Raw genomic sequence first — 25,202 nt, 5'->3', positions numbered from 1 at the left:
TCCTGAGACCGGAGCGGCGCGCGGGCCGCCCCGGAATCTTCAGTTTCAGGCTTTGGCGCGATCCAGCAGGTACTGAGTCAGCAGTGGCACTGGGCGGCCGGTGGCGCCCTTGTCCTTGCCGCCGCTGGTCCAGGCCGTGCCGGCGATGTCCAGGTGCGCCCAGTTGAAGTTCTTGGCAAAGCGCGACAGGAAGCAGGCCGCGGTGATGGTGCCGGCTTTCGGGCCGCCGATGTTGGCGATGTCCGCGAATGGGCTGTCCAGTTGCTCCTGGTACTCGTCGAACAGCGGCAGTTGCCAGGCGCGGTCGTCGGCCGCTTTGCCGGCGCTGAGCAGTTGCTCGATCAATTCATCGTTGTTGCCCAGCAGGCCCGAAGTGTGGGCGCCCAGGGCAACCACGCAGGCACCGGTCAGGGTGGCGATGTCGATCACGGCTTGTGGCTTGAAGCGTTCGGCGTAGGTCAGCGCATCGCACAGCACTAGGCGGCCTTCGGCGTCGGTGTTGAGGATTTCAACGGTCTGGCCGCTCAAGGTGGTGACGATATCGCCCGGACGGGTCGCGCCGCCGCTTGGCATGTTCTCGGCACACGCCAGGATGCACACCAGGTTGATCGGCAGCTTGAGTTCCAGCACGGCACGCAGCGTGCCGAACACGCTGGCGGCGCCGCCCATGTCGTACTTCATCTCATCCATGCCCAGGCCTGGCTTGAGGCTGATGCCGCCGGTGTCGAAGGTGATGCCTTTGCCCACCAGGGCGTAAGGCTTCTCGGACTTCTTGCCGCCGTTGTATTGCATCACGATCAGGCGTGGCGGCTGGTCGCTGCCCTGGCCCACGGCATAGAACGAGCCCATGCCCAGTTCCTTGATCTTCTTCTCGTCCAGCACTTCAACTTTCAGGCCCTTGAACTCTTTGCCCAGTGCCTTGGCTTGCTCGCCCAGGTAAGTCGGGTGGCAGATGTTCGGCGGCAGGTTGCCCAGGTCGCGGGTGAACGACATGCCGTTGGCGATGGCGGTGGCGTGAGTCACGGCGCGCTCGACTTCAGCCTGGGCCGCCTTGATGGTCAGCAGGGTGATTTTTTTCAGGGCGCGCGGTTCGGCTTTCTGGCTCTTGAACTGATCGAAAATGTAGCCGCCGTCCACCAGGCTTTCGGCCAGCAGGCGGGTCTTGCCGTAGCTGTCGCGGCCTTTTACGACGATTTCATCGAGTGCCAGTGCTGCATCGCTGCCGCCCAGGCCCTTGAGGGTATTGAGGATGCCACTGATGATCTTGCGGAACGGGCGGTCGCCCAGTTCGGCGTCCTTGCCCACGCCCACCAGCAATACGCGGTCGGCTTTGAGGTTGGGCAGGCTTTGCAGCAGCAGGCTCTGACCGACTTTGCCGGCCAGGTCGCCGCGCTTGAGCACGGCGCTGATGGCGCCACCGCTGAGTTCATCCAGTTGCTTGGCGGCGACGCCGAGCTTGCGGCCTTCGCCGACAGCGACCACGAGGGTGGCGGTTTTCAACGTTTCGGGGCTAACGCTTTTTACAACCAATTCCATTTTCGGGTCCCTTATAAAGGTCTGTGAGCCTGAGTCTGTACCCAGGCTTTAACGCGTGGCAGCTCTGTAAACCACCCGCGACAAAGGCCGCAGTTTGAACCTCGCCAGCGGAGCCTGACAACCCTTGGAGCATGCTTTGTATGTGCGCATGAGGTTGCGCAGTGACAGGCGCGGTCAATCACAGGATAATGCGCCATCTTTTTAGCCGGCCCGTGCAAACGGGTCGACAACGGTATGCTTGCTTGTTTGGCCGCCTTAGCCTGACAACCCTGGAGTGTCTGGTTTGATCGTCTTCCGTTATCTGTCCCGCGAAGTCCTGTTGACCCTGAGTGCCGTGAGTGCGGTGCTGTTGGTCATCACCATGAGTGGTCGTTTCGTCAAATTCCTGGCTCAGGCCGCTTCCGGCGCCCTGGATCCGGGCTCATTGTTCCTGATAATGGGCTTTCGGCTGCCGGGCTTTTTGCAGCTGATCCTGCCGCTTGGCCTGTTTCTCGGCATTCTGCTGGCTTATGGCCGGTTGTACCTTGAAAGTGAAATGACCGTGCTTTCGGCCACCGGCATGAGCCAGCAGCGTCTGCTCGGCATGACCATGGTGCCGGCCGCCGGTGTTGCCTTGGTGGTGGCCTGGCTGAGCATGAGCCTGGCGCCTCAGGGCGCCATGCAGTTTCAATTGCTGCTGAACAAACAGGATGCGATGACTGAGTTCGACACCCTGGAGCCTGGGCGCTTTCAGGCGCTCAACGACGGTACGCGGGTGACCTACACGGAAACCATGACCGATGACCGTGCCAACCTCGGTGGCGTGTTTATTTCCCAGAAAAACCAGGGAGAGAACCAGAAAGACCGTGGCATTTCGATTCTGGTGGCCGACAGCGGGCACCAGGAAGTGCGCCCGGATGGCAGCCGTTACCTGATCCTGGAAAACGGTTATCGCTATGACGGCAGCCCTGGCCTGGCGAATTATCGGGCGATCAAGTACGACACCTATGGCGTAATGCTCGCAAGGCCGGATATCAGTGAAGAGGTGACGGACCGCGATGCGCTGCCGACCGCGTCGCTGTTCGGTAGCCAGGAGCTGCGCTCCATCGCCGAGCTGCAATGGCGTATTTCCCTGCCGCTGCTGGTATTCATCGTGACCTTGATGGCCGTGCCGCTGTCCAGGGTCAACCCGCGTCAGGGCCGCTTCCTCAAGCTGTTGCCGGCCATCCTGCTCTATATGGCCTACCTGACATTACTGACGTATGCCCGTGGCTGGCTGGAGAACGGCAAGACGCCGCGTTTGCTCGGCCTGTGGTGGATTCACGCGATATTCCTGTCCATTGGCCTGGCTCTACTTTATTGGGAACCGTTGCGCTTGAAGATGCAGAGTCGTCGCAGCATGAAGGAGATGGCTCGTGGTTAAGCTCGACCGCTACATTGGCAGCAGTGTACTGATCGCGATCCTGGCCGTGCTGGGCATCATTATCGGCCTGGCATCGTTGTTCGCTTTGGTTGATGAAATGAAAAGCGTCAACGACACCTACACCGTATGGAACGTGCTGAGCTACGTGCTCCTCACCGCCCCGCGACGCCTTTACGAAATGATGCCGATGGCCGCACTGATCGGCTGCCTGATCGGCCTGGGCAGCCTGGCCAGCAACAGCGAACTGACCATCATGCGGGCCGCCGGTGTGTCCATCGGCCGTATCGTCTGGGCGGTCATGAAGCCCATGCTGTTGCTGATGGTGTGCAGCGTGCTGATCGGCGAATACGTGGCGCCGCCGTCCGAAGCCACAGCCCAGGCCAATCGCGCCCTGGCCCAGGGTTCGGGCGATGCGCAAAGCGCCAAGCACGGCCTGTGGCACCGCCAGGGGGATGAGTTCATCCACATCAACGCTGTCCAGCCCGACGGACTGTTGATTGGTGTCACGCGCTACAGGTTCGACAAAGAGCGTCATATGCTGTCGTCCAGTTTCGCCAAAAGCGCGCAGTACAGTAATGAAAAATGGCAACTGACTGACATCACCACGACTTATTTCCGCAATGTCGGCCAAGGTACCAAGGCCAGCACCGAAGTGATCAATGTGCCGAGCGAAGAGTGGGGTATCTCGCTCAAGCCGGAATTGCTCAATACAGTGGTGATGATCCCCGAAAGCCTGCCGATCTCCGGTTTGTGGAGCTATATCCATTACCTGAAGGATCAGGGGCTGAACAACGGCCGCTACTGGCTGGCATTTTGGGTGAAGGTGCTGCAGCCGGTAGTGACCGCTGCGCTGGTGCTGATGGCGATCTCGTTCGTCTTCGGCCCGCTGCGTTCGGTGACGCTCGGTCAGCGAGTGTTTACCGGCGTACTCGTGGGCTTTACCTTCCAAATCGCCCAGAACCTGCTCGGCCCGTTGAGCCTGGTATTCGGTTTCTCGCCGCTGTTTGCGGTGCTGGTGCCGACGGGCATCTGCGCCCTGGCCGGGTTCTGGCTGTTGCGCCGAGCCGGTTAATACCGCGCTTATGAACAAAAAATGCCCCGGTCGAGAGATCGGGGCATTTTTGTTCTGGTCAGCAAAGATGACGTTTGGCCTGAGCATCAGGTACAATTCCCGGCTATTTTTCAGCGGGCAATCTGCCTGCAGCCTTTTTGAGTGTTGATCCGTGAGTGATTTGAGTCATATCCGCAATTTCTCCATCATCGCCCACATTGACCATGGCAAGTCGACGCTGGCCGATCGATTCATCCAGATGTGCGGCGGCCTTGCCGAGCGTGAAATGGAAGCCCAGGTCCTGGACTCCATGGACCTCGAGCGGGAACGCGGGATCACCATCAAGGCCCACAGCGTTACCCTGTACTACACCGCCAAAGACGGTATCAAGTACCAGTTGAACTTCATTGACACCCCCGGCCACGTTGACTTCACCTACGAAGTCAGCCGCTCGCTGGCCGCCTGTGAAGGCGCCTTGCTGGTGGTCGATGCGGGCCAGGGCGTAGAAGCCCAGTCCGTCGCCAACTGCTACACCGCGATCGAGCAGGGCCTTGAGGTCATGCCGGTACTGAACAAGATCGACCTGCCACAGGCCGATCCGGACCGCGTCAAAGAAGAAATCGAAAAAATCATCGGCATTGACGCCACCGACGCCGTCGAGTGCAGCGCCAAGACCGGCCTGGGCGTCGACGAAGTGCTCGAGCGCCTGGTCAAGACCATTCCTGCGCCAACCGGCAACTACGAAGATCCGCTGCAAGCGTTGATCATCGATTCCTGGTTCGACAACTACCTGGGCGTTGTTTCCCTGGTGCGTGTACGCCATGGCCGGGTGAAGAAGGGCGACAAGATCCTGGTTAAATCCACCGGCAAGATCCACCTGGTGGACAGCGTCGGCGTATTCAACCCCAAGCACACCGCCACCACTGACCTGAAGGCCGGTGAAGTGGGCTTCATCATTGCCGGTATCAAGGACATTCACGGTGCGCCGGTCGGTGACACCCTGACCTTGAGCTCCACCCCTGACGTCGACGTGCTGCCGGGCTTCAAACGCATTCAGCCGCAGGTTTATGCCGGCCTGTTCCCGGTCAGCTCCGACGACTTCGAAGACTTCCGCGAAGCCTTGCAGAAGCTGACCCTCAACGACTCGTCGTTGCAGTACACCCCGGAAAGCTCCGACGCCCTGGGCTTCGGCTTCCGCTGCGGCTTCCTGGGCATGCTGCACATGGAGATCATCCAGGAGCGCCTGGAGCGCGAATACGACCTGGACCTGATCACCACTGCGCCAACGGTTATTTTTGAGCTGGCGCTGAAAACCGGTGAAACGATTTACGTCGACAACCCGTCCAAGCTTCCAGATCTGTCCTCCATCGAAGACATGCGCGAGCCGATCGTGCGGGCCAATATCCTGGTGCCGCAGGAACACCTGGGCAACGTCATTACCCTGTGTATCGAAAAACGTGGCGTACAACACGACATGTTGTTCCTCGGTACCCAAGTGCAAGTGACCTACGATTTGCCGATGAACGAAGTGGTCCTGGACTTCTTCGACCGTCTCAAATCCACCAGTCGCGGCTATGCTTCGCTGGATTACCATTTCGATCGTTACCAATCGGCTAATCTGGTGAAACTGGATGTGCTGATCAACGGCGACAAGGTCGATGCCCTGGCGCTGATCGTGCACAAGGACAACGCGCACTACAAAGGTCGCCAGTTGACCGAAAAGATGAAAGAACTGATTCCGCGCCAGATGTTCGACGTCGCGATCCAGGCCGCCATTGGCGGGCAGATCATTGCACGGACCTCCGTCAAGGCACTCAGAAAGAACGTACTGGCCAAATGCTACGGCGGTGACGTAAGCCGTAAGCGCAAGCTGCTTGAGAAGCAAAAGGCCGGTAAAAAACGCATGAAGCAAGTGGGCAACGTGGAAATTCCACAGGAAGCCTTCCTTGCGGTGCTCAGGTTGGATAGTTAGGTCCTATGTCACTAAATTTCCCGCTGTTGCTGGTTATCGCCGTCGCCGTTTGCGGCCTCCTGGCGTTGCTCGATCTGGTGTTCTTCGCCCCGCGTCGGCGGGCGGCTATCGCCTCCTATCAGGGCAGCGTCAGCCAGCCCGATGCGGTGGTGGTCGAGAAGCTGAACAAAGAGCCCTTGCTGGTTGAATACGGCAAGTCGTTCTTCCCGGTGTTGTTCATCGTGCTGGTGCTGCGTTCGTTCCTGGTTGAGCCGTTTCAGATTCCTTCGGGGTCGATGAAACCTACCCTGGACGTGGGCGACTTCATTCTGGTGAACAAGTTTTCCTACGGGATCCGCCTGCCGGTGATCGACAAGAAAGTCATCCCGGTCGGTGACCCGCAACGCGGCGATGTGATGGTGTTCCGCTACCCAAGCGACCCGAACGTCAACTACATCAAGCGTGTTGTGGGCCTGCCGGGTGACGTGATTCGCTACACCAGCGACAAGCGCCTGTTCATCAACGGTGAGTCGGTGGCCGAGCAGTTGATCGGCGCTGAGCCGAACACCTTGGGCAGCGCCGAGCTGTACCGGGAAAAACTCGGTGCGGTAGAGCACGAAATCCGCAAGGAAATGAGCCGCTACCGCGCGATGCCCGATGGCGAGTGGAAAGTGCCTGCCGGGCACTACTTCATGATGGGCGACAACCGCGACAACTCCAACGACAGCCGGTACTGGGATGACCCCAATATTCCCAAGGACCTGCTGGGCATGGTTCCCGACGAGAACATTGTCGGCAAGGCCTTTGCGGTCTGGATGAGTTGGCCGGAACCCAAACTCAGCCACCTGCCGAACTTCTCGCGGGTCGGGCTGATCAAGTAATACAGGCGGCGCTGTGAACACAGCGCCGAATGCTTTTCTGGGGCTCGGACAATGCACCGTCCGGCCTCATGCGGCACCAACCAGGATTTGAATTTGAACACTGCGTCAATCGTCGATGGCCGCCGGTGCCACCAACTAGATATGGATAAACCGTGACCGTTTCTCTCAGTCGTCTCGAGCGCCAGCTCGGCTACACCTTCAAGGACCAGGAATTGATGGTCCTTGCCCTCACACACCGCAGTTTTGCAGGGCGTAATAACGAACGCCTGGAATTTCTCGGTGACGCCATTCTCAACTTTGCCGCCGGTGAGGCGCTGTTCGAGCGCTTCCCGCAAGCGCGCGAAGGCCAGCTGTCACGCCTGCGTGCACGCCTGGTGAAAGGCGAGACCCTGGCCGTGCTGGCCCGTGGTTTCGGCCTGGGCGAGTACCTGCGCCTGGGTTCCGGTGAATTGAAAAGCGGTGGGTTCCGTCGCGAATCGATCCTGGCCGATGCCCTGGAAGCGTTGATTGGTGCGATCTACCTGGATGCAGGCATGGAGACGGCCAAGGAGCGCGTCGTTGCCTGGCTGGCGTCGGAGATCGAAAGCCTCACGCTGGTCGACACCAACAAAGATCCCAAGACCCGCCTGCAGGAGTACCTGCAGTCGCGTGGTTGCGAACTGCCACGCTACGAAGTGGTGGATATCCAGGGTGAGCCGCATTGCCGCGTCTTCTTCGTGGAATGTGAAATCACCTTATTGAATGAAAAAAGCCGAGGTCAGGGTGTGAGCCGTCGTATTGCCGAACAGGTAGCGGCGGCTGCAGCACTGATTGCCCTGGGCGTGGAGAATGGCCATGACTGATTCAACCGCAACACGCTGTGGCTATGTTGCCATCGTCGGCCGCCCGAACGTGGGCAAGTCCACGCTGCTGAACCACATCCTCGGCCAGAAGCTCGCGATCACCTCGCGCAAGCCGCAGACCACCCGCCACAACATGCTGGGCATCAAGACCGAAGGCGCCGTGCAAGCGGTGTACGTCGACACGCCAGGCATGCACAAAGGCGGCGAAAAAGCGCTGAACCGCTACATGAACAAAACCGCTTCGGCGGCGTTGAAAGACGTCGACGTGGTGATCTTCGTGGTTGACCGCACCAAGTGGACCGACGAAGACCAGATGGTTCTGGAGCGCGTGCAGTACGTTACCGGCCCGTTGATCGTCGCGCTGAACAAGACCGACCGCATCGAAGACAAAGCCGAGCTGATGCCGCACCTGACGTGGCTGCAGGAACAACTGCCGAACGCCCAGATCATGCCGATCTCGGCCCAGCACGGTCACAACCTGGAAGCCCTGGAGCGCGTGATCGCCGGTTACCTGCCGGAGAACGAGCACTTCTTCCCGGAAGACCAGATCACCGACCGCAGCAGCCGTTTTCTTGCCGCCGAGCTGGTGCGCGAGAAAATCATGCGTCAGATGGGCGCCGAGCTGCCGTACCAGATCACCGTCGAAATCGAAGAGTTCAAGCAGCAGGGCAAAACCCTGCATATCCACGCCTTGATCCTCGTCGAACGTGACGGCCAGAAGAAAATCATCATTGGCGACAAGGGCGAGCGCATCAAGCGTATCGGCACCGAGGCGCGCAAGGACATGGAATTGCTGTTCGATTCCAAGATCATGCTTAACCTGTGGGTGAAGGTTAAGGGCGGCTGGTCCGATGATGAGCGTGCGCTGCGCTCCCTGGGCTACGGCGACCTGTAATCAGTTTCCAGTAACACCGCAGGACAAAATGTGGGAGCGGGCTTGCTCGCGAATGCGGTATATCAGTCGACCTAATCAGTGACTGACCCACCGCTTTCGCGAGCAAGCCCGCTCCCACATTGGGTTTGTGTCGTTGTCAAAAATGCATTCCAGCAGTGAGAGCCCATGTCCCAACCCCCCAGCCAACTCGCCTACGTCCTGCACAGCCGCGCCTACCGCGAGACCAGCGCCCTGGTGGACTTCATCACGCCCCAAGGCCGCCTGCGCGCGGTATTGCGGAGCGCGCGGGGCAAGGCAGGCACGTTGGCACGGCCATTTGTGGCCCTGGACGTGGAATTTCGTGGCAAGGGCGAGCTGAAAAACGTCGGTCGCCTGGAAAGCGTCGGCACCTCCGCCTGGCTTAACGGCGAAGCACTCTTCAGCGGCCTCTACCTCAATGAACTGCTGATACGCCTGCTGCCCGCCGAAGACCCGCACCCTGCGGTCTTCGATCATTACGCCGCGACCTTGTTGGCCCTGGCCGAAGGCCGCCCCCTGGAGCCGCTGCTGCGCGCCTTCGAATGGCGCCTGCTCGACGACCTCGGTTACGGCTTCGAACTGAGCAACGATTTGCACGGCGATCCCATTGCTGAAGACGGCATGTACCGCCTGCAAGTCGACGCCGGCCTTGAGCGCGTGTACCTGCTGCAACCGGGCCTGTTCCAGGGCACTGAGCTGCTGGCCATGAGCGAAGCCGACTGGAGCGCCCCCGGCGCCTTGTCCGCCGCCAAGCGCTTGATGCGTCAGGCACTGGCCGTGCACTTGGGCGGGCGGCCGCTGGTCAGTCGCGAGTTGTTTCGAAAGCCCTGACAACCCCGTGTATGCTGTGCAGCGTTTCTTTCCCTTTTCAGGAGCGCTTCCGTGAGCACCAGCAATCGCATTCTTCTTGGCGTCAACATCGACCACGTCGCTACCCTGCGCCAGGCCCGGGGCACCCGTTACCCCGACCCGGTCAAGGCCGCGCTGGACGCCGAAGAAGCGGGCGCCGACGGCATCACCGTGCACCTGCGCGAAGACCGCCGCCACATCCAGGAGCGCGACGTATTGCTGCTCAAGGACGTGCTGCAAACCCGCATGAACTTCGAAATGGGCGTGACCGAAGAAATGATGGCGTTCGCCGAGCGCATCCGCCCGGCGCATATCTGCCTGGTGCCGGAAACCCGTCAGGAACTCACCACCGAAGGCGGCCTCGACGTGGCCGGCCAGGAAGCGCGGATCAAAGCCGCAGTGGAACGCCTGTCGAAGATCGGCAGTGAAGTCTCGCTGTTCATCGACGCCGATGAGCGCCAGATCGAAGCCTCGCGCCGTGTCGGCGCGCCGGCCATCGAACTGCACACCGGCCGCTACGCCGATGCCACCACGCCGACCGAAGTGGCTGACGAACTGCAGCGCATCATCGACGGCGTCAAATGCGGCCTGAACGAAGGGCTGATCGTCAACGCCGGCCATGGTTTGCACTACCACAACGTCGAAGCCGTGGCTGCGATCAAGGGCATCAACGAACTCAACATCGGCCACGCGCTGGTGGCGCATGCGTTGTTCGTCGGCTTCAAAGGTGCGGTGGCCGAGATGAAGGCCCTGATCCTGGCGGCTGCCAAGCACTGAGTGAGCAATGTGTGAGCGGGCTTGTGTGGGAGCGGGCTTGCTCGCGAATACGGTGGACCAGCCAATACATGTGCTGACTGACCCACCGCATTCGCGAGCAAGCCCGCTCCCACATAGGTCCATCCTCATCTTCAGAACCTCGGTAGTTTTCGCCGTGCGGCAATGCGAAGCCTTACTGTTTAGCCGGGGCAGGTGTATCGTATCTGCCCTTTGCGGGCCTCTGGCCTGCGGCAGATACGTGAGGTTGTTGTGTCCCGATCCTTTTCCCGTCGACAAATCCTGGGTGGTCTTGCAGGCCTGGCCGTAGTGGGCGTCGGTGCCGGTGGCGCCTATCGCTACTGGCTGGGGAAAGTCGCAGAAGCCGAAGCCGGGCACGATTACGAACTGATCGCCGCACCGCTGGACGTAGAGTTGGTGCCAGGCCACAAAACCCAAGCCTGGGCATTCGGCCCGTCCGCGCCGGGCACCGAGTTGCGTGTGCGTCAGGGCGAATGGCTGCGGGTGCGCTTTATCAATCACCTGCCGGTCGCCACCACCATTCACTGGCATGGCATCCGCCTGCCGCTGGAAATGGACGGCGTGCCTTACGTCTCACAGTTGCCGGTGTTGCCCGGTGAATACTTCGACTACAAATTCCGCGTGCCCGACGCAGGCAGCTACTGGTATCACCCGCATGTGAACAGCAGCGAAGAACTCGGCCGTGGCCTGGTCGGCCCGTTGATCATCGAAGAGCGCGAACCCACTGGTTTCAAACACGAGCGCACCCTCAGCCTGAAAAGCTGGCACGTGGACGAAGAGGGCGCATTTGTCGCCTTCAGCGTGCCCCGTGAAGCAGCGCGTGGCGGCACGGCCGGGCGCCTGTCGACGATCAACGGCGTGTCCCAGGCCGTGATCGATTTGCCCGCTGGGCAGATCACCCGCGTGCGCCTGCTCAACCTCGACAACACCCTGACCTATCGCATCAACATCCCAGACGTCGAAGCGCAGATCTACGCTCTGGACGGCAACCCCGTCGAGCCGCGCCCGCTGGGCAAGGAATACTGGCTGGGCCCGGGCATGCGCATTTGCCTGGCGATCAAGGCGCCGCCAGCTGGCGAAGAGCTGTCCATCCGCAACGGCCCGGTGCGCCTGGGCACCTTCCGTTCGGTGGCCAACACTGACGCACCCAACGAATGGCCACCGGCGCTGCCCGCCAACCCGATTGCCGAACCCGACCTGGCCAATGCGGAGAAACTCAACTTCAATTTCGAGTGGGTCGGCACGGTGTCGGTGGATGACGGCAAGCCGCCTAGCCTGTGGCAAATCAACGGCAAGGCCTGGGACATCACCGACAAGACCTGCGCCGACCGCCCGATTGCCAAGCTGGAAAAGGGCAAGAGCTACATTTTCGAATTGAAGAACATGACTCAGTACCAGCACCCGATCCACCTGCACGGCATGAGTTTCAAGGTGATCGCCTCGAACCGCCACAAGGTGATCCCGTATTTCACCGACACCTACCTGCTGGGCAAAAACGAGCGCGCCCGCGTGGCGTTGGTGGCGGATAACCCGGGGGTGTGGATGTTCCATTGCCACGTGATCGACCACATGGAAACCGGCCTGATGGCCGCCATCGAGGTGGCGTGATGCGCCAGATTCGCCCCGCGGCGATTATCGACCGCAGCCGCGACCAGGATTTCATGCGCGAAGCCCTGGCCCTCGCCGCCCAAGGCGCTGCGCTGGGCGAAGTGCCCGTGGGCGCGGTGCTGGTGCAGGACGGTGAAATCATCGGCCGCGGCTTTAACTGCCCGATCAGCGGCAACGACCCCAGCGCCCATGCCGAAATGGTCGCCATCCGCGCCGCTGCGCAAGCGATCAGCAACTACCGCCTGGTCGGCAGCACGCTGTATGTGACCCTGGAACCGTGCAGCATGTGCGCGGGCCTGATCGTGCACTCGCGTATTGCACGGGTGGTGTATGGCGCGCTGGAACCCAAGGCCGGGATTGTGCAAAGCCAGGGGCAGTTTTTTACCCAGGGGTTTCTCAACCATCGGGTGCTGTTTGAAGGTGGGGTGTTGGCTGAGGAATGCGGGACGGTGTTGAGTGAGTTCTTCAAGGCCAGAAGAGCCAAGCCCCCACTCTAAAGAACAACTGAGAGCCCAAATGTGGGAGCGGGCTTGCTCGCGAATACGGAGTGTCAGTCACTGCATGTGTTGCTGATACACCGCCTTCGCGAGCAAGCCCGCTCCCACATTTTGATCTCCATTTAGTCAGGGATATCAATCCTCACTTCTTGGCGATAATCACCGCCCGCATCGGCGCCGGCAGCCCCTCAATCGTCTTGCTGTGATCGTCCGGATCGAGGAAGTCACTCAACGACTGATACTTCATCCACTCCGTGCCGCGCTGTTCCTCAACCGTGGTCACGCTCACATCCACACAGCGCACCTCACTGAAGCCCGCACGCCGCAGCCACAGCATCAACGCCGGCACCGAGGGCAGGAACCACACGTTACGCATCTGCGCGTAGCGGTCTTCCGGCACCAGCACTTGCTGCTGGTCGCCTTCCACCACCAAGGTTTCCAATACCAGCTCACCGCCTTTGACCAGGCAATCTTTCAACGCCAGCAAGTGCTCGATCGGCGAGCGGCGGTGGTAGAACACGCCCATGGAAAACACCGTGTCGAAGCCTTCCATGTTCGGCGGCAAATCTTCAAACGGGAACGGCAAGTGCCAGGCCTTCGGCGCCGACAAGTAGCGCTGCACCGCCTGGAACTGGCAGAAGAACAACCAGTTCGGGTCCACGCCAATCACGCTGTCGGCGCCGGCGCCGAGCATGCGCCACATGTAATAGCCGTTACCGCAGCCCACATCGAGGATGCGCTTGCCCTTCAAATCCAGATGAGGCGCGACCCGCGACCACTTCCAGTCCGAACGCCATTCGGTGTCTACGTGCACGCCGAACAGGTTGAACGGGCCCTTTCGCCACGGGCTCAGGCCCATCAGCGCGGTGCGCATTTGCGCGCGGGTGGCGTCGTCGCAATCGGTGTCGAGTGTCAGGCCGTTGAGCAGGTCGACGTCGCTGGGCAGGATCTTCGGTAACGCGTCCAGCGCGCTCTGCCAGCGTTCCAGGTCGCCATGACCCTTTTCCATCTTGCTATCGAGTTGCGCTTGCAGGCCCTGGGCCCACACAGCCAAAGGAGTACCGACCAGGTGGCGGGCGAGGGGGGACAGATCAATCATGGCAAGGCAATCAACGAGGCAAAGTTAAGACACTGGAACCACGGCACGACTTTCGAGAACCCGGCCGCCAGCAGGCGCTCGCGGTGTTCTTCGAGGCTGTCGGGCTTCATGACGTTTTCGATGGCGCTGCGCTTCTGGGCGATTTCCAGTTCGCTGTAGCCGTTGGCGCGTTTGAACGCGATGTGCAGGTCGGTGAGCAGCGCATGTTCCTGCGGATCATTGAACCGCAGCTTTTCCGAGAGGATCAACGCACCGCCCGGCAGCAGCGACTGGCGGATGCGCTCGAGCAACGACAGGCGCTCATCAGGGGCGATAAATTGCAGGGTGAAGTTCAGCGCTACCACCGAGGCCGGTTGGAACTGCAGTGCGAGGATATCGCCCTCGATCACTTCAACCGGCAGCAGCTCCTGGAACATCGAGTCCTGGCCATTGAGGTATTCGCGGCAGCGCTCGACCATCGCCGCCGAGTTATCCACCGCGATCACCCGGCAACCGTCGGTGCGCACGTGGCGGCGCAAGGCCTGGGTCACCGCGCCGAGGGACGAGCCCAGGTCGTAGAGCACGCTGTTGGGTTGCGCAAACTGTGCGGCCAGCACACCGAGGTTCTCGACGATGGTGGGGTAACCGGGCACCGAGCGCTTGATCATGTCCGGGAACACCCGCACCACGTCCTCGTTAAAGGCGAAGTCCGGCACCTGGGGCAGGGGCTGGGCGAATAGGCGATCGGGTTCTTTGCTCACGGTTGTTCCGGCGACGAGGGGGAAAGGCCGGCATTTTAGCCAAATTGATCCTCGTGTGCGCGGGTTAAAGGGGGCGCACTCATAGTACGGTGTCTATTTGTAGTGAATGTCGATGTGCCCTTTTAAGGTAATGGAAGTGCCAGTGCCTTCTGGACGGTCGTCTTCGGCATAGATTTCGTACTCGGCGACAATCTGTTGGGTGCTGTGGTTTACGTTAATAATCTCCAGCTTCAGGGTTCTCGGGCTGTAGTGTGTATCGATCAGGCCGGCATCAATGACTACCCATTTGCTTACGTCGGGTACTTCGACGTTGTACTGCTTCTCTTTGATGTTGCCTGGCAGCCGGAACTCAATACCTTTTACCTGTTGCTCAAGCTCTGCATACCCGCCTGAAATTCTAATGCCGTGGGGTCCTGTAAAGGCATTGGCATATTCGAAGTCACGTGGTTTCGCCCCGTTGATGCCCATGCTAAATACGTTGGTCGTATCAGATGTTGTGCTCATGTCGAGTATCTCGATAGTGCGACAAACCCATCCGGCCATCGCTTACGAGACACTGTATGTTTTTTAATCGAGCGGATTAACTGTCATAAGTGACAGTTCTTTAGAACTGATTTTGCTGTGAAGCCCGATGTTTATTGCCTAATCCTTTATTACACCCGCGATTGGGACGATTGCGAGAACGCCGAAGCCGTAATCCCCCACTGGCCCAACCAGTAAGTGGTGATCAACAAATACGGCGCCGCTTCAAATGACACCACAAACCGGTTGATCCCAATCAAGGTGTCGGACAACACAAACGACATCGCACCCGCCGCCGCCAATAGCGCCGACTGTTTCGGCACTTCACTGCCCAGTCGCGCCAATGCCCGCCAGAGCATGGCGCTGATCACCAGTGCATACACCACCACCGGAATCAGCAAGTCGCCCAAGCCGTGGGAAATCAGGATGCTCAACAGGATTGCGCCCACGCCCAGTGCCAATACCAGCGGCAACACCGCCAAGCGCCTGCAGTCGCTGAAATAGGCTTTCAAGTACGCCAGGTGCGCGAACAGGAAGGCACCGAGGCCAAAGATAAACAGGTCGCCCGGCCAGGCGAGCAATACGTCGCCGACCAGGGAAAAAATCAGCCCCAGGCTGATCCAGCGTCGATAGTCGGTGGGCGGCGCATCATGCAGCCAGCCCAGCAATGCCAGCACCGGCAGCGGCTTGACCAACAGGCACAACAAGGTGGCATGGGTGGTCAGGCCGTAGATAAAGGTGCCGGCGCCCATCAACGCAAGAATCAGCCAAGGCATATCAGTTCACCGTAATGGCGCAGTCGAAGGTTTCGGCAGGTTCGGCTTCCGGTTCCCACGGTTGTTGCGACGTCAGGCGCAAACGGCCCTGGCCGGCCGCGAAGGCCTGGAAGCGCCAAGTGGATTGGCCGCCACCGCCGATCACGCCGGATTCTGCGCTGCTGTAGACCTCGGGGCTCAGCGCACGCAGCACGCCGCCGGCTGAATCCTGGATGGCCCAGCGGTAGCCGGTGGTGGGGTTGCTTGGCAGGGTGAGGATCAGGTTTTGCCCGGTTTTAAGCTGAAGCGGGCAGGCGCTCTGGTTTTCCACGGTGACGTTTTGCTTGGGGGCACTGGCGCAGGCGCCCAGCAGGGCAAGGCTCAAGGGGAGAAGCAGGCGGGCAGCGGTCATGGAGGCTCCTTTGTATGGCGACGAAGGGCGAGCATAACCGAAGATGAGACAAGGTGTGACAGACAGCTGATCGTTCCCACGCTCCGCGTGGAAGGGCAGCCAGGGACGCTCTGCGTCCCAGCAGCGGACGCAGAGCGTCCAGAGAGGCGTTCCCACGCAGAGCGTGGGAACGATCAGATCAGATTAGAACAGCACCTTCGCCACATCCGCAAAACGCTTGGCAAAGTGCACCGTCATGCCTTCCTTGAGGTACTCCGGCAACTCTTCAAAACTGCCACGGTTCGGCTCCGGCAGAATCAACTCGTGAATCTTCTGACGCCGCGCCGCGATGACCTTCTCACGCACGCCGCCAATCGGCAGCACATGCCCGGTCAGCGTCAGCTCGCCGGTCATGGCCACGCCTTTTTTCGGCGGCTGGTTGCGTGCCAGCGACAACAGCGCACTGGCCATGGTCACGCCCGCACTCGGGCCATCTTTGGGCGTAGCGCCTTCGGGTACGTGCAAGTGCACAAAGGCTTCATCGAAGAACTTCGGATCGCCGCCAAACGACTTCAGATTCGAGCTGATGTAGCTGTAGGCAATCTCGGCGGACTCTTTCATCACTTCACCCAACTGCCCGGTGAGCTTGAAGCCGCGATTGAGCGTGTGGATGCGTGTCGCCTCAATCGGCAAGGTCGCGCCGCCCATGCTGGTCCAGGCCAGGCCAGTGATCACGCCGGTGCCGGACAGCACTTGCTCATTGCGGAACACCGGCATGCCCAGGGAGCTTTCCAGGTCTTTGTTGCCAATCTTGATCACCGAGTCCGGCTCGTCCAGCAGCTTGACCACGGCCTTGCGCACCAGTTTGCCCAGCTGTTTCTCCAGCTGGCGCACCCCGGCTTCCCGCGCATAACCGTCGATCAGTGCGCGCAGGGCGCCGTCGCTGATGCTTAGGCTGTTTTTTGATACACCGGCTTTTTCCAGTTGCTTCGGCCACAGGTGACGCTTGGCAATGGCGACTTTTTCTTCGGTGATATAGCCCGACAGGCGAATCACTTCCATCCGGTCGAGCAACGGGCCCGGGATCGAATCCAAGGTGTTGGCGGTGCACACGAACAGCACTTTGGACAGGTCCAGGCGCAGGTCCAGGTAGTGGTCGAGGAATTCGACGTTCTGTTCCGGGTCGAGGGTTTCCAGCAAAGCCGAAGCCGGGTCGCCCTGGAAGCTCTGGCCCATCTTGTCGATTTCATCGAGCATGATCACCGGGTTCATCACTTCCACATCTTTAAGCGCCTGCACCAGCTTGCCCGGCAGGGCACCGATGTAGGTGCGGCGATGGCCCTTGATCTCGGCCTCGTCGCGCATGCCGCCGACGCTGAAGCGGTAGAACGGCCGGCCCAGCGACTCGGCGATGGATTTGCCGACACTGGTCTTGCCCACGCCCGGCGGGCCGACCAGCAGCACGATGGAACCGGCGACTTCGCCTTTATAGGCGCCCACCGCGAGGAACTCGAGGATCCGGCTCTTGATGTCATCCAGGCCCGCATGGTGTTTATCCAGCACCTTGCGCGCGTGTTTCAGGTCGAGCTTGTCTTCGCCATACACGCCCCACGGCACGGAGGTCGCCCAGTCCAGGTAGTTGCGGGTCACGGCGTATTCCGGCGAGCCCGTTTCCAGGATCGACAGCTTGTTCATTTCTTCGCCGATGCGCTTTTGCGCCTGGGCGGGCAGCACTTTGCCCACCAGGCGTTGCTCGAACTGCTCGACGTCGGCGCTGCGATCGTCCTTGGTCAAGCCCAGCTCCTGCTGGATGACCTTGAGCTGTTCCTTGAGGAAGAATTCACGCTGGTGCTCGCCGATCTTGCGGTTCACTTCGGCGGAGAGTTCTTTTTGCAGGCGCGCAACTTCGACTTCCTTGCGCAGCATCGGCAGCACTTTTTCCATGCGCTTGAGCATGGGCACGCAGTCCAGCACTTCCTGCAACTCGTTACCGGTGGCCGAGGTCAACGCGGCGGCGAAGTCGGTGAGCGGTGACGGGTCGTTGGGGCTGAAGCGGTTGAGGTAATTCTTCAACTCTTCGCTGTACAGCGGGTTGAGGGGCAGCAGTTCCTTGATCGCATTGATCAGCGCCATGCCGTAGGCCTTGACCTCATCGGTCGGCTGGGTCGGCTGGTGCGGGTATTCGACTTCCACCAGGTACGGTGGGCGGTGGTGCTTGAGCCAGGTCTTGATGCGCACGCGGGTCAGGCCCTGGGCGACGAATTGCAGCTTGCCGTTCTCGCGGCTGGCGTGGTGCACCTTCACCAGCGTGCCGTACAGCGGCAGGCTGGAAGTGTCGAAGTGGCGCGGGTCTTCCGGCGGCGTGTCCATGAAGAACAGGGCCAGGGAGTGGTGGTCGGATTTGCTCACCAGCTCCAGGGTCTCGGCCCAGGGTTCTTCATTGACGATCACCGGCAGCACTTGCGCCGGGAAGAACGGCCGATTGTGGATCGGAATGATGTAGACCTTGTCCGGCAGATTTTGCCCAGGCAGGGCCAGGCCGGTGTTGGACGAAGCGTCGTGTTCAGCGTTTTCGGGGTCAGCGTAATCGTTCAAGTCGATGTCCGGGAATTCTTGCTGGTCGCTCATGGGGCACCTGCATAAGGAAGTATGCAGGTTAGATGGGGCGGGTCGTCGGTGGTTTCAATGGCGGGGGAGAGATAGCAACATATTGCATAATATTTTCAAGAATGCCGCTTTACCCCCTGTGGGAGCTGGCTTACCTAAACTCAGCTGATTTTGTGAAGGTAGGCCGGCAGCGGCTGCTCCGGTAGCACGGACAACACTTTCAACCGCTGCAGCATCCGCTGGCGTGCGCGCTGCAAATGCTCACGCAGATTCAACGCTGCCGCATCAAAGGCGCCGTGCAGCAACAGCTCAAGAATCAGGCGATGTTCGGCGAGCATGGTCGGATCGGCACCGATTCCCAGTAAACGGTAAAAAATCCGGCTGATGATCATCGGGCTCTGGCCCTGGCGAATCAGCGCGGCGATCTTGCGGTTTTGCAGGCCGGCCAGGCAGTGCTGGTGCAAATCCTCTTCGATCTGCTCGATGGCTTCCAGGCTGCATTGCGGATTTGCCTGGGCCGCCAGCACGCGTTGCAACATGGCTTCGAGCATGTCGCGGTCGAGGTTCGGCGCGCTCTGGCGCAGGGCTTCGGGCTCCAGGCAGGCGCGCAGTTCGTAGTCTTCGGTCACTTCGCGTGCGGTCAGCGGCCCGGCCAGCCATTGTGAGTACGGCTCTTTTTCCACCAGGCCGCGATCGCGCAAGCGCATCAGCGCTTCACGCACCACGGCGCGGCTGACACCGTAATGGTCGGCGGCGGCTTGCTCGTCCAGGCGGTAATGGCCGAAGGCAATGCAGGTGGACAGCGCCGCACCGATTTCCTCGACGATGCGTTCGCCCAGCGGCCGCGTGTCGACCAGCTCGTCGTCGCCATTGAGGCCCAGGTGCGCGTGGCTCAAGGGCAGGCGCAGAGGCTCCATGGCCAGGCCTTCGGGGTTGATCAGGTAACCGCGGCCGTTAAAACGGCAGATCAGGCCCTCGTCATGCAGCAGGTCCAAGGCCTTGCGCACCGGCACGCGGCTGGTGCCGAACAGTTCGGCCAGCGGCGCTTCGAGCAAGACCAGCCCGTGGCGCGCGGTGCCGTTGACGATCGCGTCACGCAACACCTGGTGAATCATCGCGTAACGGGAGGCCGAGGCGGACACTGCTTTCATCGCATTCTCTGACGTAAAAAGTACTAAGTGGTGTAGGACGTAGGCCGGGGATTCTCTCATAGATGCACCTGTCACTCTGCGCCACGTCAGTGGCCCTTTTTGGGGCCTTGCACATCACAGTGTTACTTTTATGCACCAAAATGTACTTATTAATAAAAGATACATTATTTCATTCGAAGTCACCCCCAACACCGGCACCGCAATATTTTGCTTCCTGCAAAACCATCTAGCCCGTAGGTCTGGTCGATAAACGCTATCCGCAGAAAAACGGCTGTAAAGAGACTGGCACGAAAGCTGCCTTTATAAAACGTACATTTTATTAATATGTACGTTTTTTGAGGACCACCTGATGTCAGATGCCACATCAATGGCCGAGGCTTTCGCCAGGGGTAGCAGCGACCCGGTGCAAGTGCTCGAACAGGCTCTGCTCCACGCCAGCATGGCCCCGAGCGTATTTATTTCCCTGACCGCCGAGCGCGCCCGCCGTGAGGCCGAAGCCTCCGCCGCCCGCTGGCGTGCCGGCCAGCCCTTGAGCGTGTTCGATGGCGTGCCCTTGGCCTGGAAAGATCTGTTTGACCTGGCCGGCAGCATCACCACAGCCGGTGCCGCCTACCGCCGCGAGGCGCCCGCCGCCTTGCTCGACGCTCCGAGCGTGGGGTTGTTGTGCCGCGCCGGGATGGTCAGCGTAGGCAAGACCAACCTCAGTGAATTGGCCTATTCCGGCCTGGGCTTGAACCCACATTTCGGCACGCCACAAAACCCCGGCAGTGGCGATCAACCGCGTATTCCCGGCGGCTCATCGTCGGGGTCGGCCGTGGCCGTGGCGGCCGGGATCGTGCCGATCGCCATGGGCACCGACACCGCCGGCTCGATCCGTATTCCCGCCGCGCTGAATGGCGTGGTCGGCTACCGCAGCAGTTGCCGACGCTACAGCCGCGACGGCGTGTTCCCGCTGGCGCACACCCTCGACAGCCTCGGCCCACTGACCCGCAGCGTGCGCGATGCGCTGGCCATCGACGATTTGCTCAACGGCCGCAGCCAAACCCATAGCCCACGCAGTCTCAAGGGCCAGCGCTTTGTGCTTGAGCAAGGCGCACTCGAAGACATAGAGCCTGGCGTACGCAATAACCTGCTGCGCGCGGTGGACCAACTCAAGGCCGCAGGCGCGCTGATCGAGGTGCGCCCGTCAGCCACCTTCCAGGCCACGCTCAATCTGATCAAGCAGGATGGCTGGCTCGGTTCATTCGAAGCCTTTGCGCTGCACGAAGCCCTGCTCGACAGCCCCGAGGCCGAGCAGCTCGACCCTCGCGTACGCCGCCGCCTTGAAGCCGCGCGCTCATTGCCCGCCAGCCAATTGCTCCACCTGATCGATGCGCGCCGCCGCCTGCAATTGCAACTGGTCGACGAACTCGAGGGCGCCGTGCTGATTACCCCGACCGTTGCCCATGTCGCCCCGCCGTTGGCGCCGCTTGAAGCCGACGACGATCTGTTTGTGAAAACCAACCTCGCCACCCTGCGCCTGACCATGCCCGGCAGTTTGCTCGACATGCCGGGCGTCAGTTTGCCCAGCGGCCGCGATGCCCAGGGCCTGCCCACCGGGTTGCTGCTCAGCGCCCCGACGGGCGAAGACGCACGCCTGTTGCGCACGGCGTTGTCCGTCGAATCCGTAATGACTATTTAAGGAGACACACCATGGCTAAAGACATTCTCTGTGCATTTGGCGTCGACGTTGACGCCGTCGCCGGCTGGCTCGGTTCCTACGGCGGCGAAGACTCGCCGGACGACATTTCCCGTGGCCTGTTCGCCGGTGAAATCGGCGCGCCACGCCTGCTCAAGTTGTTCGAGCGCTACGGCCTGCGCACCACCTGGTTTATCCCTGGCCACTCGATGGAAACCTTTCCCGAGCAGATGAAGGCGGTGGCCGACGCCGGGCATGAAATCGGCGTGCACGGCTACAGCCACGAAAACCCCATTGCGATGACGGCCGAACAGGAAGAAATCGTCCTGGATAAATCCATCGAACTGATCACCCAGGTCACCGGTAAACGCCCGACCGGCTACGTCGCGCCCTGGTGGGAATTCAGCAAGGTCACCAACGAGCTACTGCTGAAAAAAGGCATCAAGTACGACCACAGCCTGATGCACAACGACTTCCACCCGTACTACGTGCGCAAGGGCGACAGCTGGACCAAGATCGACTACAGCCAGCACCCCGACACCTGGATGAAACCCTTGGTGCGCGGTGAAGAAACCGACTTGGTGGAGATCCCGGCCAACTGGTACCTCGATGACCTGCCGCCGATGATGTTCATCAAAAAAGCCCCCAACAGCCACGGTTTCGTCAACCCGCGTCACCTCGAAGAAATGTGGCGCGACCAGTTCGACTGGGTCTACCGCGAGCACGAACACGCGGTGTTCACCATGACCATCCACCCTGACGTGTCCGGTCGCCCGCAAGTGCTGTTGATGCTCGAGCGCTTGATCGAACACATCCAGAGCCATGCCGGCGTGCGCTTTGTCACCTTCGACGAAATCGCCGACGACTTTATCCGCCGCCAACCGCGTTCCTGACCCTTAGCCCACACCCCCGAGGCGCGATTTATGTCCATCTACAACAAGCTTGACCTGACTGGCTGGAAACCCCGGCAACTGACGTCCCAGGAAGTACGCTTTGCCACCTGGATCGCGTTTTTCGCCTGGGTGTTTGCGGTGTATGACTTCATCCTCTTCGGCACCTTGCTGCCGGAGATCGGCCGGCACTTCGGCTGGGGTGAAGTGGAGCAAGCTGAAATCGCGACCTGGGTGGCGGTGGGCACGGCAGTGGTGGCCTTTGCGATTGGCCCCGTCGTCGATAAGTTGGGGCGGCGCAAAGGCATTATTTTCACCGTGGCCGGTTCCGCGCTGTGTTCGGCACTCACCGCGATAGGCGGGGCGTGGGGCAAGTCGCCGTTGATTCTGATCCGTTCGTTGGGCGGCCTGGGCTATGCCGAGGAAACCGTCAACGCCACCTATTTGAGCGAGCTGTATGGCGCCTCCGAAGACCCGCGACTGACCAAACGTCGCGGGTTTATCTACAGCCTGGTGCAGGGCGGCTGGCCGGTGGGTGCGTTAATCGCCGCCGGGTTGACCGCATTGTTATTGCCGATCATTGGCTGGCAGGGCTGCTTTATCTTCGCCGCGATCCCGGCCATCGTGATTGCAATCATGGCGCGCAAGCTCAAGGAGAGCCCGCAGTTCCAGATTCACCAGCGCATCAGCGAGCTGCGCAAAAGCGGCGCAGTCAAAGAAGCGCAAAACGTCGCCGTGACCTACGGCGTGGACTATGACGAGCACAGCAAGGCCGGCCTCAAAGCCGCCTTCCGCGGCCCGGCCCGCCGCGCCACGCTGGTGATCGGTGCCGCGCTGTTGCTCAACTGGGCGGCGATCCAGGTGTTCAGCGTGCTGGGCACTTCGGTGATCGTCAGCGTGCACCACATCTCGTTCGAGAACTCGTTGATCATCCTCGTGCTGTCGAACCTGGTGGGCTATTGCGGCTACCTGACCCACGGTTGGATGGGCGACAAGATCGGCCGTCGCAACGTAATCGGCCTGGGCTGGATGCTCGGCGGCCTGGCGTTTGCCGGCATGCTGTTTGGCCCGAGCAATATGCCGATGGTGGTTGGCCTGTACAGCCTGGGCCTGTTCTTCCTGATCGGGCCGTACTCGGCGGCGCTGTTCTTTATCAGCGAGAGTTTCCCCACCAGCATCCGCGCCACCGGTGGCGCGATCATCCATGCCATGGGCCCGATTGGGGCGGTGGTGGCAGGTTTTGGCGCCACCCAGGTGTTGTCCGCCGGCAGTGACTGGCAGACCGCCGCGCTGTGGTTCGGCGCGCTGCCGTGCTTCTTGTCCGGCGCGTTGATGTTTGCCGCCCGCCATGTGCGCCCGGAAACCGTTCAGTAAGGAGTGTGTGATGAGCCGTAAAGTTGCCTTGATTACCGGTGCCGCCAGCGGCATCGGCCAAGCCCTCGCCGTGGCGTATGCACGCAGCGGCGTGGCGGTGGTGGGCGGGTATTACCCGGCCGACCCGCATGACCCGCACACCACCGTGGCCTTGGTGGAAGAGGCGGGCGGCGAGTGCCTGATGTTGCCGCTGGACGTCGGCAACAGCGCCTCGGTGGACGCGCTGGCCGAACAGGCCGTGCAGCATTTCGGCCGCCTCGATTATGCGGTGGCCAACGCGGGTTTATTGCGCCGCGCACCGTTGCTGGAAATGACCGATGAGGCGTGGAACGAGATGCTCAATGTCGACCTCACGGGGGTGATGCGCACCTTCCGTGCAGCGACCCGGCATATGAACGAAGGCGGCGCGTTGGTGGCGATTTCGTCGATTGCCGGTGGCGTGTACGGCTGGCAGGAGCACAGCCATTACGCGGCGGCCAAGGCCGGCGTGCCAGGGCTGTGCCGGTCGTTGGCAGTGGAGTTGGCGCCGTTGGGGATTCGTTGCAATGCGGTGATCCCGGGGTTGATCGAGACGCCGCAGTCGTTGGATGCGAAGAATTCGTTGGGGCCGGAAGGCCTGGCGAAGGCTGCGCGGGCGATTCCGTTGGGCCGGGTAGGGCGGGCCGATGAAGTGGCGTCGCTGGTGCAGTTTTTGACCAGTGAGGCGTCGAGTTATCTGACCGGGCAGAGCATCGTTATCGACGGTGGTTTAACCGTGCGCTGGCCCGACTGAATGCATCCAATCCAAATGTGGGAGCGGGCTTGCTCGCGAATGCGTCGTGTCATTCGATGCATTTGTTACTGACCCACCGTATTCGCGAGCAAGCCCGCTCCCACATTGGAACTGTGTTTGTCCAAGGAGACTTGTATGTCCCAACTCGTTAACCGCCGTGCCGTCATCACCGGCGCCGGCAGCGGCATCGGTGCTGCCATCGCCCGTGCCTATGCCGCCGAAGGCGCGCGCCTGCTGTTGGCCGACCGCAATGCCGCCAGCCTTGCCGAAACCGCCATCACCTGCCGCAACCTCGGTGCCGAGGTGTTTGAATGCCTGGCGGATGTCGGCACGGTCGAAGGCGCCCAGGCCAGTGTCGACCGCTGCGTCGAGCATTTTGGCGGCATCGATATTCTGGTCAACAACGCCGGCATGCTCACCCAGGCGCGTTGCGTCGACTTGTCCATCGAGATGTGGAACGACATGTTGCGCGTCGACCTCACCAGCGTGTTCGTCGCCAGCCAGCGCGCCTTGCCGCATATGCTGGCGCAGCGCTGGGGGCGGATCATCAATGTCGCCTCGCAACTGGGCATCAAGGGCGGCGCCGAGCTGACCCATTATGCTGCGGCCAAGGCCGGAGTGATTGGCTTCACCAAGTCGCTGGCGCTGGAAGTGGCCAAGGACAATGTGCTGGTCAACGCCATCGCGCCGGGCCCTATCGAAACGCCGCTGGTGGGCGGCATCAGCGAGGACTGGAAACGTGCCAAGGCCGCCGAATTGCCCTTGGGCCGCTTCGGCCTGGCCGATGAGGTGGCGCCCACCGCCGTGCTGCTCGCCAGTGAACCGGGTGGCAACTTGTTCGTCGGCCAGACCCTGGGCCCGAACTCCGGCGATGTCATGCCATGAGTGAGGTGTAGCC

The 25,202-nt window shown here is 61.0% G+C and carries 23 protein-coding genes; 15 read left to right on the top strand and 8 right to left on the bottom strand.

Annotation, left to right across the window (positions count from 1 at the left end; genetic code table 11):
* Window positions 1-45: 45 nt before the first annotated feature.
* Entirely contained in the window at window positions 46-1,536 is a 1,491-nt protein-coding gene (locus HX783_RS06860) for a leucyl aminopeptidase (protein ID WP_159954416.1), read from the bottom strand.
* 283 nt (window positions 1,537-1,819) lie between these two features.
* Here HX783_RS06860 and lptF point away from each other — a divergent pair, with 283 nt between their 5' ends.
* The 10 genes from lptF (at window position 1,820) to tadA (ending at window position 12,325) form a co-directional block, all read left to right on the top strand.
* On the top strand, window positions 1,820-2,938 hold the full coding sequence (gene lptF, locus HX783_RS06855; RefSeq protein WP_177016392.1) for an LPS export ABC transporter permease LptF: 1,119 nt from the start codon (window positions 1,820-1,822) through the stop codon (window positions 2,936-2,938).
* Window positions 2,931-4,010, top strand: a complete 1,080-nt coding sequence (gene lptG, locus HX783_RS06850) for an LPS export ABC transporter permease LptG (RefSeq protein WP_177016391.1) — start codon at window positions 2,931-2,933, stop codon at window positions 4,008-4,010. The genes lptF and lptG overlap by 8 nt, the downstream gene beginning before the upstream one ends.
* A gap of 151 nt (window positions 4,011-4,161) precedes the next feature.
* Window positions 4,162-5,961, top strand: a complete 1,800-nt coding sequence (lepA, locus tag HX783_RS06845) for a translation elongation factor 4 (RefSeq protein WP_003210439.1) — start codon at window positions 4,162-4,164, stop codon at window positions 5,959-5,961.
* A gap of 5 nt (window positions 5,962-5,966) precedes the next feature.
* The gene (lepB, locus tag HX783_RS06840; protein ID WP_159954419.1) at window positions 5,967-6,821 is read left to right on the top strand and encodes a signal peptidase I; all 855 of its coding nucleotides are present in this window, start codon (window positions 5,967-5,969) and stop codon (window positions 6,819-6,821) included.
* Window positions 6,822-6,973: 152 nt separating this feature from the next.
* Window positions 6,974-7,663 (top strand): ribonuclease III, encoded by a 690-nt coding sequence (rnc, locus tag HX783_RS06835; protein WP_003188856.1) that lies wholly within the window; start codon window positions 6,974-6,976, stop codon window positions 7,661-7,663.
* On the top strand, window positions 7,656-8,558 hold the full coding sequence (gene era / locus HX783_RS06830) for a GTPase Era (RefSeq protein WP_032886448.1): 903 nt from the start codon (window positions 7,656-7,658) through the stop codon (window positions 8,556-8,558). Before rnc ends, era begins: the two co-directional genes overlap by 8 nt.
* A 165-nt stretch (window positions 8,559-8,723) precedes the next feature.
* Window positions 8,724-9,407, top strand: coding sequence for a DNA repair protein RecO (recO, locus tag HX783_RS06825; RefSeq protein WP_159954420.1), 684 nt, complete (start codon window positions 8,724-8,726; stop codon window positions 9,405-9,407).
* A 51-nt stretch (window positions 9,408-9,458) separates the two neighbouring features.
* The gene (gene pdxJ, locus HX783_RS06820) at window positions 9,459-10,202 is read left to right on the top strand and encodes a pyridoxine 5'-phosphate synthase (RefSeq protein WP_177016390.1); all 744 of its coding nucleotides are present in this window, start codon (window positions 9,459-9,461) and stop codon (window positions 10,200-10,202) included.
* A 249-nt stretch (window positions 10,203-10,451) separates the two neighbouring features.
* Window positions 10,452-11,828, top strand: coding sequence for a multicopper oxidase family protein (locus tag HX783_RS06815; RefSeq protein WP_177016389.1), 1,377 nt, complete (start codon window positions 10,452-10,454; stop codon window positions 11,826-11,828).
* The gene (tadA, locus tag HX783_RS06810) at window positions 11,828-12,325 is read left to right on the top strand and encodes a tRNA adenosine(34) deaminase TadA (RefSeq protein ID WP_159954423.1); all 498 of its coding nucleotides are present in this window, start codon (window positions 11,828-11,830) and stop codon (window positions 12,323-12,325) included. The genes HX783_RS06815 and tadA overlap by 1 nt, the downstream gene beginning before the upstream one ends.
* 142 nt (window positions 12,326-12,467) lie before the next feature.
* On the opposite strand, the gene cmoB is transcribed toward tadA, so the two are convergent.
* From cmoB to HX783_RS06775, 7 genes are all read right to left on the bottom strand, one after another.
* Entirely contained in the window at window positions 12,468-13,424 is a 957-nt protein-coding gene (gene cmoB / locus HX783_RS06805) for a tRNA 5-methoxyuridine(34)/uridine 5-oxyacetic acid(34) synthase CmoB (RefSeq protein WP_177016388.1), read from the bottom strand.
* Complete coding sequence (cmoA, locus tag HX783_RS06800) at window positions 13,421-14,164, bottom strand: carboxy-S-adenosyl-L-methionine synthase CmoA (protein WP_177016387.1); 744 nt, start codon at window positions 14,162-14,164, stop codon at window positions 13,421-13,423. Before cmoA ends, cmoB begins: the two co-directional genes overlap by 4 nt.
* Window positions 14,165-14,257: 93 nt before the next feature.
* Window positions 14,258-14,668: a hypothetical protein gene (locus HX783_RS06795; protein ID WP_177016386.1), complete on the bottom strand. Its 411-nt coding sequence runs from the start codon at window positions 14,666-14,668 to the stop codon at window positions 14,258-14,260.
* Window positions 14,669-14,817: 149 nt separating this feature from the next.
* Window positions 14,818-15,462, bottom strand: coding sequence for a lysoplasmalogenase (locus tag HX783_RS06790; protein ID WP_177016385.1), 645 nt, complete (start codon window positions 15,460-15,462; stop codon window positions 14,818-14,820).
* Window position 15,463: 1 nt separating this feature from the next.
* A complete protein-coding gene (locus tag HX783_RS06785; RefSeq protein WP_159954428.1) occupies window positions 15,464-15,853 on the bottom strand; it encodes a protease inhibitor I42 family protein in 390 nt (129 codons plus the stop codon).
* A 183-nt stretch (window positions 15,854-16,036) separates the two neighbouring features.
* A complete protein-coding gene (lon, locus tag HX783_RS06780; protein WP_159954429.1) occupies window positions 16,037-18,460 on the bottom strand; it encodes an endopeptidase La in 2,424 nt (807 codons plus the stop codon).
* Between the two features lie 140 nt (window positions 18,461-18,600).
* Window positions 18,601-19,590 (bottom strand): GntR family transcriptional regulator, encoded by a 990-nt coding sequence (locus HX783_RS06775; RefSeq protein ID WP_159954430.1) that lies wholly within the window; start codon window positions 19,588-19,590, stop codon window positions 18,601-18,603.
* Window positions 19,591-19,939: 349 nt separating this feature from the next.
* Between HX783_RS06775 and HX783_RS06770 the strand changes: the two genes are divergently transcribed.
* From HX783_RS06770 to HX783_RS06750, 5 genes are all read left to right on the top strand, one after another.
* On the top strand, window positions 19,940-21,271 hold the full coding sequence (locus tag HX783_RS06770) for an amidase (RefSeq protein ID WP_177016384.1): 1,332 nt from the start codon (window positions 19,940-19,942) through the stop codon (window positions 21,269-21,271).
* Between the two features lie 11 nt (window positions 21,272-21,282).
* Window positions 21,283-22,161, top strand: coding sequence for a polysaccharide deacetylase (locus HX783_RS06765; protein WP_053254585.1), 879 nt, complete (start codon window positions 21,283-21,285; stop codon window positions 22,159-22,161).
* A gap of 30 nt (window positions 22,162-22,191) precedes the next feature.
* Entirely contained in the window at window positions 22,192-23,532 is a 1,341-nt protein-coding gene (locus HX783_RS06760) for an MFS transporter (RefSeq protein WP_069786160.1), read from the top strand.
* Window positions 23,533-23,542: 10 nt separating this feature from the next.
* On the top strand, window positions 23,543-24,304 hold the full coding sequence (locus tag HX783_RS06755; RefSeq protein ID WP_177016383.1) for an SDR family NAD(P)-dependent oxidoreductase: 762 nt from the start codon (window positions 23,543-23,545) through the stop codon (window positions 24,302-24,304).
* 135 nt (window positions 24,305-24,439) lie between these two features.
* Window positions 24,440-25,189: an SDR family NAD(P)-dependent oxidoreductase gene (locus HX783_RS06750; protein WP_177016382.1), complete on the top strand. Its 750-nt coding sequence runs from the start codon at window positions 24,440-24,442 to the stop codon at window positions 25,187-25,189.
* Window positions 25,190-25,202 lie beyond the last annotated feature (13 nt).

The organism is Pseudomonas sp. D2002, from assembly GCF_013385735.1.
Lineage (GTDB): Bacteria > Pseudomonadota > Gammaproteobacteria > Pseudomonadales > Pseudomonadaceae > Aquipseudomonas.
Note: the sequence above shows the minus strand (reverse complement) of the source record. Positions and strands in the feature narration are given on the sequence as shown.

Coding starts and splice junctions, on each gene's coding strand:
- HX783_RS06795 (WP_177016386.1), bottom strand. CDS start 14,668: ATGAGCACAACATCTGATACGACCAACGTATTTAGCATGGGCATCAAC.
- HX783_RS06785 (WP_159954428.1), bottom strand. CDS start 15,853: ATGACCGCTGCCCGCCTGCTTCTCCCCTTGAGCCTTGCCCTGCTGGGC.
- lepB (WP_159954419.1), top strand. CDS start 5,967: ATGTCACTAAATTTCCCGCTGTTGCTGGTTATCGCCGTCGCCGTTTGC.
- era (WP_032886448.1), top strand. CDS start 7,656: ATGACTGATTCAACCGCAACACGCTGTGGCTATGTTGCCATCGTCGGC.
- recO (WP_159954420.1), top strand. CDS start 8,724: ATGTCCCAACCCCCCAGCCAACTCGCCTACGTCCTGCACAGCCGCGCC.
- HX783_RS06765 (WP_053254585.1), top strand. CDS start 21,283: ATGGCTAAAGACATTCTCTGTGCATTTGGCGTCGACGTTGACGCCGTC.
- lon (WP_159954429.1), bottom strand. CDS start 18,460: ATGAGCGACCAGCAAGAATTCCCGGACATCGACTTGAACGATTACGCT.
- cmoB (WP_177016388.1), bottom strand. CDS start 13,424: ATGATTGATCTGTCCCCCCTCGCCCGCCACCTGGTCGGTACTCCTTTG.
- HX783_RS06755 (WP_177016383.1), top strand. CDS start 23,543: ATGAGCCGTAAAGTTGCCTTGATTACCGGTGCCGCCAGCGGCATCGGC.
- HX783_RS06775 (WP_159954430.1), bottom strand. CDS start 19,590: ATGAAAGCAGTGTCCGCCTCGGCCTCCCGTTACGCGATGATTCACCAG.
- HX783_RS06760 (WP_069786160.1), top strand. CDS start 22,192: ATGTCCATCTACAACAAGCTTGACCTGACTGGCTGGAAACCCCGGCAA.
- HX783_RS06790 (WP_177016385.1), bottom strand. CDS start 15,462: ATGCCTTGGCTGATTCTTGCGTTGATGGGCGCCGGCACCTTTATCTAC.
- HX783_RS06860 (WP_159954416.1), bottom strand. CDS start 1,536: ATGGAATTGGTTGTAAAAAGCGTTAGCCCCGAAACGTTGAAAACCGCC.
- tadA (WP_159954423.1), top strand. CDS start 11,828: ATGCGCCAGATTCGCCCCGCGGCGATTATCGACCGCAGCCGCGACCAG.
- HX783_RS06770 (WP_177016384.1), top strand. CDS start 19,940: ATGTCAGATGCCACATCAATGGCCGAGGCTTTCGCCAGGGGTAGCAGC.
- HX783_RS06750 (WP_177016382.1), top strand. CDS start 24,440: ATGTCCCAACTCGTTAACCGCCGTGCCGTCATCACCGGCGCCGGCAGC.